This window comes from Corynebacterium belfantii, from assembly GCF_041898185.1.
Lineage (GTDB): Bacteria > Actinomycetota > Actinomycetes > Mycobacteriales > Mycobacteriaceae > Corynebacterium > Corynebacterium belfantii.
Genome location: NZ_CP157823.1, coordinates 1,565,834 through 1,580,871 on the forward strand (window position 1 = coordinate 1,565,834; position 15,038 = coordinate 1,580,871).

Genomic DNA, 15,038 nt, shown 5'->3' on the forward strand with positions numbered 1-15,038 from the left:
TCCAGGTCTCTTTGTAACGTGGGTGCTCGCAACGAATGTCATGACGCCAGCGACTGGAACAACGACATATTCATCTCGTTTTCTAGGAGTTCACCATGTCGCAGGATTACTCCATCGACATATTCCTCGGCCTAGACGTCAGCTAGTCTTCAGCACCACGCCTGCGCTCTCGACCACGGTCGGCAACAAAGTATTCGACAAACCATTGCCTCAACTCGAGTCCGATCTAGCAAGCGTTTTCCACCAGCTTCAAGAGCATGGCACGGTGCTCGTGGTCGTCGATCAACCCAATACCATCGGCGCACTACCGATTGCTGTAGCCCGTGCCTGCGGATGCGAAGTCGGATACCTACCGGGTCTAGCTATGCGTAAAGCTGCAGATCTCTATCCAGGCCGTGCGAAAACTTCACAAACGCGACGCATTCATCATTGCCGACACCGCCCGCACAATGCCGCACACGCTACGTGCCGTCGACCGAAATAACGAAGTTCTATCAGCATTGAAAATGCTCTCCGGCTTCGATGACGACATCGCCCGCGATTGCACCCGCACCGTCAACCGACTACGCAGCATCCTTACCCAGATCTACACCAGCCTGGAACGAGTTCTTGCTGGCAGCACCCTAACGCGCACCCCAATCCTGGACATGCTGATCCACTACAAAGGGCCACAAGGGCTGAAACGAGCCGGATACCATCGGGTGCTGAACTGGATGATCAAGCACACACGAAAAGACCCTACCCCGCTGGTAGACGAGATTTTTGCAGCACTAAAAGCGCAAACAGTCACCGTACCAGGAAGCGATGCCGCCGAGCTCGTCATTCCCCAACTAGCTGCAAACATCAAAGCATTCAAAGCGCAACGTGGGCACCATTGCTGAACAGGTTGAGGGGATGCTTGACGATTTCCCTCTTTGTGAGGTCGTGGATAGAGCATACCCGGAGTCGGCATCAAGACCGCAGCGCAGATCCTTACTTGCGATCGGTAACGGCTTACGACTTCGACAGCGCCGGCCACCTGGCTGCATACGCGGGCATCGCACCAGTGACACGACGATCAGGGTCATCAATCAGAGGGGAATTCCCAGCACGATCGGGTAATAAGCGACTGAAAAACGCTTTGTTCTATTCCGCATTCGCGGCTATCCGCAGCCACGAACCCTCACGGCGGTACTACGAACGTAAACGCGCCGAAGGTAAACGCCATAACGCGGCAGTTATCTGCCTGGCACGACGCCGATGCAACGTCATCTACGCAATGCTGAAAAACAAAGAGTTCTTCCGAGAAATCCCACCACGCCCAGTTGCTGCATAACAACAAAAGACAAAGCCGACCAGCACACGCTGGCCGGTTCCTAAGCACGCCTAAAAACTACCCCCACATCTGTATTCGTCAGCGACAACCTAACACTTGACAAAAACATAGGGACACCCCCACCCTCACAGGGCGGATTCTAGGGGTGGTTGCAACGGTTGATGGTTTTAGGCAAGCAGCTTGAGGATCCGCTCGCTGGGTTTATCGTATTCTAACGTCTTGCGTGGTCGATCGTTTAACTCTTCTGCGACTGCGTCCAGATAGTCTTCTGGGTACTGGGATAGGTCGGTAGCTTTTGGGAAGTACTGTCGTAGTAAACCATTGGTGTTCTCGTTTGTGCCTCGTTGCCAAGGACAATGAGGATCGCAGAAGAAAACATCCATATCTAAGGAGGTAGAGATTTTCTTGTGCAGCGCCATTTCAGACCCCTGATCCCAGGTAAGGGAGTTACGTAGTAGTTTTGGAAGTCCTTGCATCTTTTTCACGATCGCTTCTTGAACGCTGCCGGCATCATGGTGATTAGGAAGATGTAGCAAAATTGTGAACCGGGTTGTACGCTCTACCAACGTGCCAATCGCGGACTTATTGCCGGCACCGCATATCAAATCCCCTTCCCAGTGTCCTGGAATGATCCGTTCATCGACCTGTGCTGGGCGGCAAGCAATCATTGTCATGGGGTCTTTAAAACGGGGTGTGCGCTGCTGGGGTTGTTTATGCGGTTTACGCCTGCTACGCCCTGTACGCAGCATCTTTTTAACCTCTAGCTTTAACTGTCCACGGGCATGAACATACATCGCTTGGTAAATGGTTTCTACACACATATTCATTGCCGGGTTATCAGGATAGTTTTTCTTCAGCCACCCGCTAATTTGCTCCGGGCTCCAGTGTTTCTTTAACCCGTCCTCCACCAGTTGAAACAATAGCGCACTGCGGTTAATCTTGGCTGGCTTAGGTCTTTTCCTGGCTTGTACTACTTGCTGGTCAGCGTGATATGGCTGATAGTCCCCTGTTATTGGGCTACGATGTTTATTTACCTCGCGGCTGATTGTTGACGGTGCCCTGCCTAACTCTCCGGCAATCGCGCGAATACTTTTACCTGCATGAAGCCTATCAGCGATAATGATTCGTTCTTGCAGGCCTAGATAGTACGGTCCAGCATTTTCAGGGATCTCCATTTTTGCACAGTACCAGGCAACGCTAGCCTTTTCGTTACGCCCGCTCGAGCGAGTACGTCCATTACGCCATACTTTCCCGGTACGTTTGGAAACGCCCACTACTTTGGCTGCTTGCGTAAAATTCAGTCCCTGACGCAAAAGCTCTACATAATGCTCACGCCGAGCAGCACACATTTTTGAACGGGAGGGTCTGCTGAGGGTTTGGTTGACGTCTAGCTTGTTTCGCTGGGGCGGGGCAGGGAAGGATGTTGATTATGTCGAAGTTGTATTCAGAGCAGTTCAAAGCTGATGCCGTGGCGTTGGTGGAGTCTGGGGTTGCTCGCCGTCAGGTGTGTGCTGATTTGGGGATCTCGCGTTCCTCGTTGCAAAAATGGATTACTGATGCGAGGTTGCAGGCTCAGGGGATGCAACCGTGTGCTGATCCGGTAGTGGCTAAAGAGATGCGCCAGGCTTTGAAACGGATTCGCGAGTTGGAAATGGAAAACGAAGTGCTACGTGCAGCGGCGGCGTACCTGTCTCAAGAGGTGATCGCCCAAAAGGGTCTTCCCGACCGTGGAAAAGCTGATCAAGGCAGGTAAGGCGACCGTGACGGTAGCGGCTCGGGTACTGGGGTTTTCCCGCCAAGCGTTTTATAAATGGGCTGCTAAGCCAGTTTCGGACAGGCAAGCCCAAGAAGTAGAACTTATAGACAAGATTCGCCAGATTCACAGTGACGATCCTGAATTTGGTTACCGCCTGATAGCAGACGAGCTCCATGATCAAGGGATAGAGATTTCTGAGCGTCGAGTATGGCTTTTGTGTTCTCATGCTCAGGTGTTCTCGGTGATCGCTAGGCGTAAGTCGCGTGGGAAGAAGTCGGGTGCTCCAGTACATGATGACCTGTTACAGCGTCACTTCCACGCTGATGCGCTCAACGTTGCGTGGGTTACAGATATTACGGAGCATTGGACCAAAGAGGGCAAGCTGTATCTGTGTGCGATCAAAGACCTGTGCTCGCGAAGAATCGTGGGCTATGCGACCGGTGGGCGGATGAAATCACGCCTCGTGGTGGCGGCGCTCGATGATGCGATGAGGAAACGAGGCAATCCCCATGGCGTAATCATTCACTCTGATCGTGGCTCGCAATTTCGTTCTAGAAAATTCCGTGCCGCGCTGAAATCTTACGGCGCGAAGGGATCTATGGGCAGAGTTGGAGCGTGTGGGGATAACGCTGCGATGGAATCTTTCTTCGCTCTTGTACAAAAGAACGTTCTTGATCGTGGCTTTTGGAACAGGCGCCGTGAACTATCTGCCGCGATCACTCACTGGATTGAACGGACATATCACAGGAAAAGACGGCAACGAGCACTGGGTAAATTGACACCAATCGAATACGAAACAATCATGGAACCAGCCGCATCCCTTGCGGCCTAAAAATCAGAAGGAAAACTGTCAACCAAACCCTCAGCAGACCCGAACTAGGTTGTTGGCATCCGTGGTGGACGTGCCTAGCTTGTCAATGAGTTTCGCGATGTCAGGGTTAGCAAGCAGCTTCTTTTCGATCGCATCAATTTTGGTTTTATCAGCCGGATTTCGTCGTGCCGCACTAGTCATTCTGGTTCATCTTCTTATGCAGGTTGGGAACCTACACACAAACCATTAGACACTCTCGGCTTCTATCAATATTGAGGCGCACCGTTCGACAAAAATGCCATGACATCTGAAAATATGTGGAGATTATTTCAATAAACTTGAACACCGTTTAACTCATTGTTTTATGCTTCATATATGAGCTATGTCAGCATCAAAATGCATGCGAGCAGCAACGGAGCACACATATCTGGAGCTGAAACTCTTGTTGATGAATCACGGGCCAATGAATTTTTGTCCAGCTTTTATAAGCGTGCAAATACGCATTCCAAGGGTCAACCGGAGATAACCACGCTTACAATCCGCAGAATTAATGATACAGATATCATCAAAGTCCCTGCATTAGAGGTCAGATGCCTTTCTGCCCAGCATCCTAGCGAAGCCCACCATCAAGTAATCGAGCAACTTTCCAACGTTGTTAGTCCCACTATCGCACGGATGGCACTTGATGCAGTCTTGAATGCTCGCAACATGCGCGGGGCGATTTTACTATGCGCGCACACTGGACAACGCCTCGACCCTTATGATCCACAACGAGGAGTACGCGCGTCGACGTTTGGGATCACACCGCAAGATTCCACTGGTCCAACGCTTAAAAAGTCACATTTCAACGAAGCCCTAGTCTTAGCATCCAAGGTGATGAGCACACCGGGCATCGTCGCAGAAATATGTATCTCTGATGATCCTGCCTATACGACAGGATATGTCACCGCAGCAAATACCTACATCCGTATCCCGAACATGAAAGATCCATATTCTCCCATTGGCGGGCGGGTTTTCCTTTTGGATACTAGGTTGAGCACCCCTGAAGATACGATTAGTTATCTTGAACAACAGCCAGTCCTCATTACCGGAGTTAACTAATGTCTCCATCGCTTGATTTCTATGCTCACCAACGCAATGTGGGGTGGCGTGAACGAGGGCTTGAGCGCACACCCGCGCAATTTTCATCACCTCAAACTCCACACGCGATAATCGATAATCGTCCAATGCTGCTATTTTCCAGCTCTGATTATTTAGGCCTTAGCGAACATCCATTTCTAAAAAACGCCGCAATCGAAGCCATCACTTCTCTAGGAACAGGATCCGGTGGCTCCCGATTGACAACCGGTAGCAGCATTCACCGCAGTATCGAAATTCATCTCGCTCAATTTTTCGGCTCCCCCGACGCAGTGTTTTTCGCTTCCGGCTATCAAGCAAATGTCACCATTATCTCCACGCTTGCTGGGACAGATTGCACCATCTATTCAGATTCACTCAATCACGCCTCTATCATTGACGGTTGCCGACTCAGCAAATCTCAAGTAAAGGCTTTTCCCACCGGAGATTACGAAGTTCTCGATGATGCATTAACTCATTGCCCTACTGCGAATTCACTTGTTATTACCGACGCAGTATTTTCCATGTCTGGAGCTATCGCAGATCTCGGACAGTTACGCCGCGTAGCTGCCCGACACGGTTCATGGTTGCTTATCGACGACGCCCACGGAATCGGGTGCTTAGGAAACGCAGGGCGAGGCACCGCGCATTTGTTCCCCCACGCACCAACCGATTTCTCACAAGAAGTAATCGTCGGTACGTCGAGTAAAGCTCTTGGTGGCGAAGGCGGCTTCGCCTTATGTTCTGAACAGGTAGCCACCTTATTGCGCAATCAAGGGCGCGGATATGTCTTTTCCACTGCTCCTTCACCAGCAACGATGGCAACTACCGATGCGGCACTGACAGTTCTAGAACAAGAACCAGATCGTGTCCGCAAGCTTCAATCCAATATTGCTTACTTCGCACAGCAAAGCTCACATGTAGTCCCAGTTCAGAAAAACGGGTTTTTCTCCGCAATCATTTCATACCCAATTGGAGACGAAAATCAGGCACTTCTTTCTGCACGACTGCTTCGTGATAAGGGATTTTTTATTCCAGCAATCAGATATCCAACAGTAAGTCGTGGCAATGCCATGTTGAGGATAACCATGACATCGATGCATTCTCACCAAGATATTGATCAACTTGCTGATGCACTCAAGCAATTAGATAGTCATCGTTTCCATGAAATAAAGAACACTTAGTCATGGATGTTGGGCAACTCGAAGAAAATAGGAAGCCGTGCAGTTCCACCAAGTCGTAGACCTCGAACTAGTGGACGCACTCTAAGGGCACGAGTATCTGCAACCGCATCGTTATAAAAGCGGAAGGCCAATTGGACTCGTGCCTCTGCTTCCACCAACGATGCAGGAACAGCATCGCCAAGAAGAGAAATACACGCACCGACATGTTTTTCTTTTTCAGACCGTTCTGAAAAGGTTTCATAGTCTAATTGAATCTTTTGGGCCGACTGCACCAAAGCATTATGTTGAGGATATAGCGCCGCCAACACCGCAGATCGTTGATCCAATGCGGCTTGAAGCGCTTGAAGTGCAGAATCCGTTCGAATGTGAAGACGATTCAAACGCTGTGCAGTACTCCAAGCCCACGCGATAAAAACGGTGATAAGGCATACAACTATCGCAACAATGACTGTTGTCATGAACGTTTCTCCTATGTGGCCGTCACGGTGGTGCCATCACGCACTGTCTCATAAACTCGCATTACTTCTTTGGCGACATTATCCCAATCAAATTCTTTTGCTCTTTGAGTTCCAGAGTCAACCAGTTGCTGCCCATATTTAGGATTTTCAATAATCTTTTTCAGTGTAGATGCAAGATCGTCAGCATCACCATTTCGAAATAGCATTCCTGATGGTTGCGGACTCTGTGCATCACACACTGCAGAAAATGCTTCCAAATCACTAGCTACAACGACACAACCTGCAGCCATAGCTTCTACGAGTACGATTCCAAAGCTTTCTCCCCCGCGATTCGGAGCCACATAGATATCAGCTCGTCCTAGGATTTCAGCCTTTTCTTCATCGCTAACTCTTCCCACGAAATCAACTCGAGGAGCCGGCGGATGAGTTCCACCACCAATTACTGTAACCCGTACTTCATGGTCTAGTCGGTCTACTGCCCGGAGAAGAATATCTAGACCTTTACGATGTTCATCAAGACGCCCTAAAAAGACAATTTCCGGAATCCGCCCTGACCACAATGGCTTTTTGTCGAGCTCGAACTGTGATGTTTCAACACCATTGGGGATAAGGATCGGATCCCCGCCTAGCATCTCAACCTGCCATCGCCTAGCCATTTCCGATACCGCGATTCCACCACGGATCTTTTCTAATTGACCACGCAAAAATGGCAATGCAAATTTGAGTGCTAATGAGCGATTGCTCGAGGCATGATATGTCGCAACAATAGGACCACGTGCAACTTTCAGCGCCGCCATGGAAAAACTAGGTGAATTTGGTTCATGGATATGTAGCACATCAAACTGGCCGCGATTAATAAAATCTCGTGCACGTATAAACGTGCTTGGACCGAATGATAATCTAGCGACTGATCCGTTATATGGGATTGGCAATGACGCACCACCCCTTGTTACAAAATCTGGCAGCTGAGTTGATTCCGAAGCAGGCCCCAAAACTTCAACATGATGCCCTTGCGAAATGAATTTCTCGGCTAAATCAAGCACATGGACTTGAACTCCACCTGGAGCGTCAAAAGAATAAGGGCAGACAATACCGATCCGCATTGAGGGCATCAAATGCTACGCCTTTCTTAATCGTTTTTTGGTTGCAGTCCTGATTCGTAACGCCGTCGATCCAAATCATTTATCCACAACGGTTGCAAAAGATGCCAATCCTCCGGGTAGGCCTTAATATTTTTCTCCATTATCTGAGCAATTGCCTGAACTCCAGATTTTACATCAGTAATCTCTACAGGCTCAGATAGGCTTAAGCCCCAATCGTCTCCTTCAAACCATGTATGCGCAACATGTAAAGGTGCACCACTATCAAGTGCTAGTTTTACCGCACCGGCTGGCATTCGAGTAGTTTCACCGAAAAACTCGACTTCAACTCCATGAGATGTAAGATCTCGTTCGCCCAATAGACACACAGTCCGCCCCTCGCGAACGCGTTGCAAAAGCATAGAATACGGTGAAGTTTCGCTTCCCGTTAGCGGAAGAACTTCAAAACCAAGTGAACGACGATAATTAACAAAAGCACGGAAAAGGGACTCCGGCTTTACTCGTTCTGCCACGGTTGTAAAAGTGCCCACTTTTTTTACAAAGTACATGCCGATAAGGTCCCAATTACCTGAATGCGGCAAGACAATGATCATCGGACTATGAGGATTAACTTGTTCCACACCGCGGGCATGGGCATCAACTCGATGAATAACATCAGGATCGCGAGCGATCACAGACAACCGGAATGCTTCGCACCAATAGCGTGCGTACGATTGCATAGACCGTTTAACCAACGCTCTATCAACGTTTTCTGCTCCCACTACTCGAGTGAGATTGCGGCGAAGTTGATCCATCCCCCTGCCACGTCGTGAAGCAATCACCGCCGCCCACGAAAATAACCGATATGCCACAGGTTCTGGCAATAGGCGAACTACTTTCCACCCAGCTAGATACGCAGCTGCCGATGTGTGAAGCTTCCATTGGTTAAAATTTTGGAATCGCTGATTGCTCTTCATACGTGTTGAATTCATAAAACTGCTCGGTCTACATTTGCCCCTTAGAAATTAGGGTGTTCCTTGGCTCCAGCTGGTGCAGCTGTTTTTTCCAAGGCGTTTTCGGATTGAGAAGCGATATAAAGGCGCTGTCCCACAGTAAAAATTGACCCTATAGCCAATAGATAAATTGCAACATCTACTGCCAAAGGTACGCCAAGCCCAGCTAGACCAATTCCTCCCAAGCCCACAATCAGGCGCTCGGGTCGTTCGACCAAACCTCCATTCATGGTGAAGCCCGACGCTTCACCTCGAGCTTTGACATAGGAAATAACCTGTGAACAAACCAAAACCACAAATGACGCAACGATAAGCATTTGAGATGCGGAATGGTGAAATATAAGCCACCAAGTAATAGCGCCAAACAGTGCGCCATCAGTAATCCGATCGCAAGAAGCGTCGAGAGTCGCTCCGAACTTCGTTCCCCCGCCTCGCATTCGAGCCATGGTCCCATCAACCATATCGAATGCTGCAAATATGCCAGACAACACGGCAGCAGCAAATAGATGATCAGTCGGAATTAAAATGACTGCGATCGCGATCGTGATAGCAGTACCTACGATGGTGATGGAATTAGGAGTAAAACCAATCTTGATCAGTGCTTTTGCCGCAGGCTCGACGATGACCGATGCAGGTTTCCTGCCATGGACACTAAGCATGAGCTACTCCTGGGATTCCGTCCATGTCGTTCCACGCTTGCGCGAGCAACGACCGTGTCTGACGCAACAATTGTGGCAATACTTTTGTCCCATCAATAATAGTCATAAAATTCGCGTCTCCAGACCACCGCGGCACAATGTGCATATGGAGATGTTCGCCCACCGAACCACCCGATGCACGACCCAAATTGAACCCAACGTTGATAGCATCTGGGCGCGATACAGATTTAACGACTTTGATCGCAGCTTGACCAAAAGCGAAAAGTTCAGAAATTTCTTCGGCGGTAAGGTCTTCCAAATTGGGTTCTTGACGATAAGGAACAACCATCATATGCCCAGAGTTGTAAGGGAAGAGATTAAGAAGGCAGTAAACGTACTCCCCTCTCGCAACGATGAGCCCATCTTCATCTGACAGCTCAGGGATTCGAACAAAAGGGTTGGTAGAGCCACGCGCATCATCAACGGGATCTTTCTTGATGTACGCCATTCGATAAGGCGCCCATAGGCGTTCTAGACGATCTTCCACGCCGATGCCTTGATCAACGTATGTTTCACCGTTGTCTGGCACTGACCCCATATCTGCTCCTCAACCACCAATTAGATGACAATGCCCAACAGCAAATCTTGAATCTTACTGTTGTAACTATCTCAATTTCTTACTACACCGTACTTCGTTTATGCACACAATGAGGGATTAACCCACGATGTATATGTTGAATACATCGTGGGTTAATTCATAACCATGCAAAGCAACGGGTATTACACCAGTTTTTTCACAGTTTCTTCGCTTGGCTGTTCGTTATTTCGCGAAGAGATCCACTGTGTGATCACGTCAATAGCTTTATCAACTGGAACCCCATTAACCTGTGTGCCATCGAGGAAACGGAAGCTCACCGCATTAGCTTCAACATCGCGCGCACCTGCAAGGAGCATAAATGGAACCTTACCGGTTGTATGATTGCGAATCTTTTTCTGCATACGATCGTCAGAAGTATCCACGCTCGCGCGAACACCCTTGCCACGAAGCATCCCTGTAACTTTCTCCAAATGCTCAGAGAAAGAATCTGCCACTGGAATACCTATTACTTGGTGAGGAGCCAACCACGCTGGGAATGCACCGGCATAATGCTCCAGCAAGACACCAAAGAATCGTTCGATTGAGCCAAACAGCGCACGGTGAATCATGATCGGACGCTTCTTAGAACCATCAGAAGATGTGTACTCCAAGTTGAATCGCTCTGGGAGATTGAAATCAAGCTGAACTGTCGACATTTGCCAAGTTCTACCGATAGCGTCTCGAGCCTGAACCGAAATCTTTGGCCCATAGAATGCCGCTCCAGCAGGATCCGGAACCAGTTCTAGACCAGATTTAGTTGCTACACGCTGCAGAATTGACGTAGATTTTTCCCAAATTTCATCAGAACCAACGAACTTGTTCGGATCCTTGGTGGAAAGCTCAAGATAAAAGTCATCCAAGCCGTAGTCACGAAGGAGCGAAATAATGAAATCAAGTACTGATGTGAGCTCTTGCTCAAGTTGATCCTCAGTACAGTAAATGTGAGCATCATCCTGGGTAAAACCACGTGCACGAGTAAGTCCGTGGATTACGCCGGATTTCTCATAACGGTAAACCGTACCGAACTCAAAGAGACGCAAAGGAAGTTCACGGTAAGACCGACCACGCGATGCAAAGATGAGGTTGTGCATCGGGCAGTTCATAGGCTTTGCATAATAGTCTTGAGCCTGCTTTACGACGTTTCCTTCCTCGTCAACCTCACCATCAAGCTGCATAGGAGGGAACATGCCATCAGCATAGAAATCTAGGTGACCCGATTTCTTGAACAGATCACCTTTGGTGATGTGCGGGGTATTAACAAAGGAATATCCTGCGTTGATATGACGACGGCGAGAATGTTCCTCCATCTCTAGACGAACAATTCCTCCATTGGGGTGGAACACCGGAAAACCAGATCCGATTTCATCTGGGAAGCTGAACAAGTCAAGCTCTGCACCTAGACGACGATGATCGCGCTTTTCAGCCTCGGCCATCATCAGCTGGTATTCTTCAAGCGCTTCTTTAGACTCCCACGCGGTGCCATAAATGCGCTGCAAACCTGCTAGAGATTGATCGCCACGCCAATAAGCTGCTGACGATCGAGTCAAAGCAAATGCTGGAATGTACTTGGTTGTCGGAACATGGGGTCCGCGGCACAGATCGTACCAATCCACTTCCCCTGTACGTGGGTTAACGTTGTAATAGCCTGTGAGATCACCAGCGCCAATCTCTGTAGCCTCATCCGAGTCTGGATCAACGTTTCCTTTATCGCGAATCAGCTCAAGCTTATATGGCTCGTTCTTTAGAGCTTCTTCAGCCTCGGCAACCGATGCGAAAGTTCGACGCTCAAATTTTTGCCCTTGCTTGACGATTTTCTTCATTCGCTTTTCAAGCTTTTGAAGATCTTCCGGAGTGAAAGGCTCTGCGACATCAAAGTCATAATAGAAGCCATTTTCAATCGCTGGACCAATGCCCAACTTTGTTCCTGGGAATTCTGCTTGAACGGCTTGAGCCAACACGTGAGTACACGAGTGGCGGATGACTGTACGTCCATCTTCAGTATTAGCAGGAACTGGAGTGAACTCACTACCTTGCTCAGGCACAAAAGACAGATCACACAGTGTGCCTTCACTATCCCTTACACAAACGATCGCTTCAGGACCTTTATTAGGTAGCTCCAGTTGCCGCATAGCAGCACCGACCGCAACGCCTGCAGCCACAACGAAAGGCTGGTGGGGGTTGGGGGCTGCCTCAATGAGATGTGCCATTTAAAAAAATGCGCTCCTTACTTGCGCTCATGTTTAAGCGTCATACCTGGACGCTTAAACGTTCCAACAATAGCTCGATTTTCATTCATCAGAATAGTAAATGCCCACGGAAATCTTCCGAGGACATTTATGATCCATTTAAACTCGGTACTTTTCGACGCTTTGTTGCTTATAGTACCGCGAATTGACTAGGAATCGAACAACGCGGCACCCCAAATGGAAGATTCCGTTTTCTTTTGATCGGTGCCTGGGAAAATCGCGTACACCGCAGAACCGATGTGTTTGATCCACTCATTCAAACGATCGCTAGCATCTAAGCGCTGTTGAATCGGAATGAATTGTTTACGCGGATCCTTTTGGAAACAACAAAACACAAGGCCGGCATTCGATAGCTGATCAGTCCCAACCATCGGGGTTTCATTGTAAGTATATGCACGCCGAAGGAGCCGCTGATTAGGCAAATCTGAAGGTGCCGTAGCTAGCGCCATGTGGGAACGGGCGTCAATCTTCGGAAGACCATATTCATCAACTGCCTCATAGTCAGCAGAATCGTGCTCCTTTTTACCGCTTAGTGGGGCCCCTTCTACGATATCGCGTCCAATTGCGACCTCTCTGGATTGCCGATCCAGACGCTCCCAAGTGTCCAAATTCATTGAAATACGCCTTACAACCATGCACGTTCCACCGTGCATCCAACGTGGAGAATCATCTTCATCGTCAATCCAAACCTGCTTATCAAATTCTTCAGCAGTGTGAGGATTAATGGTGCCATCTTTTTGGCCAAAAAGATTTCGCGGAGTTTCGCCTTTTTGCAAAGTACCCCGAGCGTTTAAAAATCCCTGTTGAACCCATTTAACTTCAGCGTAATCAGATCCTGATCGGGTCATATGCCGCATGGCGAAAGCTGCGGTCATAGGGTCATCTGAACAAATCTGTAGCACAAGATCCGTTTGCCCCCAACGCGGATCAAGTCTGTCTTTAGAAAAGACTGGAATATCTTTGAGCCATGCAGGCTTCATTTCCGACTTCCCGAGAATATCGAATAGCCGTGCGCCAGCACCAGCAGTAACTGTCAAACGTGAAGGTGACGAGGTCATCTCGGGCTCAAGGTTACCCACTGGGCTTCGCGCCTGAGTTAACTCCCGAGCATCCTCGGTCCACAGGGTCAACAAACGTCGCACTGCAGCAGAATCCACTCCCGCACGGCAATTAAGTCCCAGTACTATGAGGTGCGCTTGTGCCGGAGTGGCAATTCCAGATTGATGGATGCCGTCGAATGGCTCTATTTCTTGGGCAACTGTTTGATCTACACCCACAGCATCTGCATCATGCGTAGGCTCTGTGCACGCACTTAATGCTCCTGCGGCTGCAACTCCGGCTGTACCAGTAAGAAATCCACGGCGACTCATCTTGAGATGTTCGCCTAATGATTTAACAGTAAAACGTGGAGTTTCGGCCATTCTCAGTAACCTTTTCCTCAATTAGAGATTCGACGACTTAATTTTATTTATGGCTATGATCGTGCTTCATTGTCGCACTGGTTCCGTGATCCATGTGAACCGCACCGTCAGCTCCGTAGTTTTCATCGCCAGCCCCCAACTTTCGAACTGGAATATCCTTGACGTCAACCGAGTTACCATCAGATAGTTCAAGTGTGACGGAAACAGTGTCACCAGCTGCAACTGGCTTGTCAACACCCATGAGCATCATATGATCTTTGCCTGGCTCCAACGTGTAGGTTCCGCCAGCAGGAATAACAAATCCACCTTCTTTTTCTTTCATGACTCCGTCAACGACCTCATGAAGTTGATTCATCTTGGCGTTAATGGAAGAACTAAATCCCACAACCGTGACATCCTTGTCAGAGTGGTTCATAATTTCACCAAAAATACCAGTCATGGATTTTCCGTCTTCCATGGAGCGAACATATGGGTTCATCATCATGACAGAATCTTCCCCCATGCTCATCGAGCTAGTTTCGGAAGCAGCCGCAGCAGCAGATGATGCGGTGTCGACCTTCTTCTCATAATCAGATTCAGAGTTAGAACAAGCTGTCAAAGCGATTGAAGCCATGGCAAAAACAGCAATAACGCCCTTAATACGACGAGATGTAGACATAATTAATTATTTTCCTTTCTGGGAGTTACGTCGTGCAACTAAAAAAATAGAAACAATAGCTAGTGCAATTAATGTGATTCCCCCTGCGGCGAAAGTTGCCGTCGAACTAAGTCCTTCAGAGGTTGTGGGTTTCAATTCGCTTTCTGCCGAAACTTCACTAGAACCATTCTCTTGCGAAGGATCAACATAAGTGAACGTAGTTCGCCCTTTGGTGGAGTGCCCATCCGATGAAGTGATCTGAAAGCCAATTAGATACTCACCTGCTTGCTTTTCGATGTTCGAAGGCAATGTGAAGCTCACAACCTTCCCGTTAAGATGAGGCTCGCCTCGATACAAAACTGTCGAATCAGATTTCCGACTCAATGCAACAGTATTGAAGTCCTTTTTAGGAATACCCGAAAAGGTCAGTTCGACGGTTGTCGGGAATTCCGTTACTTTTGCACCATCTTGCGGATTGGAAGATATAACAACGTCGTGAGCAACGGCGGGTTGCTGGAGCAAAAAAAGACCTGTTAACGCACCTATGGAAGCGAATTTAACGCCCTGCCACGTGCTACGTACACATTGACCCTTCACAAATTCACCACTCAAATCAGAGGAAATCGACACATCTATCGCAGGCCCAAAATCGTTAAAATTCAAAGTCTGCAATACAAGTCGTTCAGAGAATTGAAAAAGTTCCGAACCAAGTCATATTTTTCAAAAC

General features: G+C 48.6%; 13 protein-coding genes and 2 pseudogenes. 4 read left to right on the forward strand and 11 right to left on the reverse strand.

What is annotated here, in order from left to right; genetic code table 11:
* The first annotated feature begins 95 nt into the window (after window positions 1–95).
* Window positions 96–1,315, forward strand: a pseudogene (locus ABMV07_RS07805) (IS110 family transposase).
* 167 nt (window positions 1,316–1,482) lie between these two features.
* On the opposite strand, the gene ABMV07_RS07810 reads toward ABMV07_RS07805, so the two are convergent.
* Window positions 1,483–2,664, reverse strand: coding sequence for an IS30 family transposase (locus ABMV07_RS07810; protein ID WP_374064507.1), 1,182 nt, complete (start codon window positions 2,662–2,664; stop codon window positions 1,483–1,485).
* A gap of 80 nt (window positions 2,665–2,744) precedes the next feature.
* On the opposite strand from ABMV07_RS07810, the gene ABMV07_RS07815 reads away from it, so the two are divergent.
* A protein-coding gene (locus ABMV07_RS07815; protein ID WP_374065017.1) for an IS3 family transposase occupies window positions 2,745–3,903 on the forward strand; the annotation gives its coding sequence in 2 pieces (ribosomal slippage) (window positions 2,745–3,017 and window positions 3,019–3,903; 1,158 coding nt in all).
* A 39-nt stretch (window positions 3,904–3,942) separates the two neighbouring features.
* Here ABMV07_RS07815 and ABMV07_RS07820 read toward each other — a convergent pair.
* A pseudogene (locus ABMV07_RS07820) lies at window positions 3,943–4,083 on the reverse strand (IS256 family transposase); the annotation flags it as partial.
* Window positions 4,084–4,257: 174 nt separating this feature from the next.
* Here ABMV07_RS07820 and ABMV07_RS07825 point away from each other — a divergent pair.
* Both ABMV07_RS07825 and ABMV07_RS07830 read left to right on the forward strand, forming a co-directional pair.
* On the forward strand, window positions 4,258–4,983 hold the full coding sequence (locus ABMV07_RS07825; RefSeq protein WP_088267875.1) for a 6-carboxyhexanoate--CoA ligase: 726 nt from the start codon (window positions 4,258–4,260) through the stop codon (window positions 4,981–4,983).
* Window positions 4,983–6,182, forward strand: a complete 1,200-nt coding sequence (locus tag ABMV07_RS07830; protein WP_197692194.1) for an aminotransferase class I/II-fold pyridoxal phosphate-dependent enzyme — start codon at window positions 4,983–4,985, stop codon at window positions 6,180–6,182. Before ABMV07_RS07825 ends, ABMV07_RS07830 begins: the two co-directional genes overlap by 1 nt.
* Here ABMV07_RS07830 and ABMV07_RS07835 read toward each other — a convergent pair.
* The 9 genes from ABMV07_RS07835 to ABMV07_RS07875 form a co-directional block, all read right to left on the reverse strand.
* Complete coding sequence (locus ABMV07_RS07835; protein WP_014317932.1) at window positions 6,179–6,640, reverse strand: hypothetical protein; 462 nt, start codon at window positions 6,638–6,640, stop codon at window positions 6,179–6,181. The genes ABMV07_RS07830 and ABMV07_RS07835 overlap by 4 nt on opposite strands.
* An 11-nt stretch (window positions 6,641–6,651) precedes the next feature.
* Complete coding sequence (locus ABMV07_RS07840; protein WP_088267872.1) at window positions 6,652–7,752, reverse strand: glycosyltransferase family 4 protein; 1,101 nt, start codon at window positions 7,750–7,752, stop codon at window positions 6,652–6,654.
* Between the two features lie 17 nt (window positions 7,753–7,769).
* Window positions 7,770–8,711 carry a phosphatidylinositol mannoside acyltransferase gene (locus ABMV07_RS07845; RefSeq protein WP_197692195.1) on the reverse strand — a complete coding sequence of 314 codons (942 nt, stop codon included), beginning with the start codon at window positions 8,709–8,711 and terminating at the stop codon, window positions 7,770–7,772.
* A gap of 26 nt (window positions 8,712–8,737) precedes the next feature.
* Window positions 8,738–9,391 (reverse strand): phosphatidylinositol phosphate synthase, encoded by a 654-nt coding sequence (gene pgsA / locus ABMV07_RS07850; protein WP_088267870.1) that lies wholly within the window; start codon window positions 9,389–9,391, stop codon window positions 8,738–8,740.
* Entirely contained in the window at window positions 9,384–9,968 is a 585-nt protein-coding gene (locus ABMV07_RS07855; protein WP_088267869.1) for an HIT family protein, read from the reverse strand. Before ABMV07_RS07855 ends, pgsA begins: the two co-directional genes overlap by 8 nt.
* A gap of 182 nt (window positions 9,969–10,150) precedes the next feature.
* Window positions 10,151–12,214, reverse strand: a complete 2,064-nt coding sequence (gene thrS / locus ABMV07_RS07860) for a threonine--tRNA ligase (RefSeq protein WP_088267868.1) — start codon at window positions 12,212–12,214, stop codon at window positions 10,151–10,153.
* Between the two features lie 188 nt (window positions 12,215–12,402).
* Complete coding sequence (locus ABMV07_RS07865; protein WP_196977506.1) at window positions 12,403–13,674, reverse strand: Dyp-type peroxidase; 1,272 nt, start codon at window positions 13,672–13,674, stop codon at window positions 12,403–12,405.
* A 43-nt stretch (window positions 13,675–13,717) separates the two neighbouring features.
* Window positions 13,718–14,332, reverse strand: a complete 615-nt coding sequence (locus ABMV07_RS07870; protein ID WP_088267866.1) for a copper chaperone PCu(A)C — start codon at window positions 14,330–14,332, stop codon at window positions 13,718–13,720.
* Between the two features lie 6 nt (window positions 14,333–14,338).
* Entirely contained in the window at window positions 14,339–14,908 is a 570-nt protein-coding gene (locus ABMV07_RS07875) for a copper resistance CopC family protein (RefSeq protein ID WP_197692196.1), read from the reverse strand.
* Window positions 14,909–15,038: the final 130 nt, after the last annotated feature.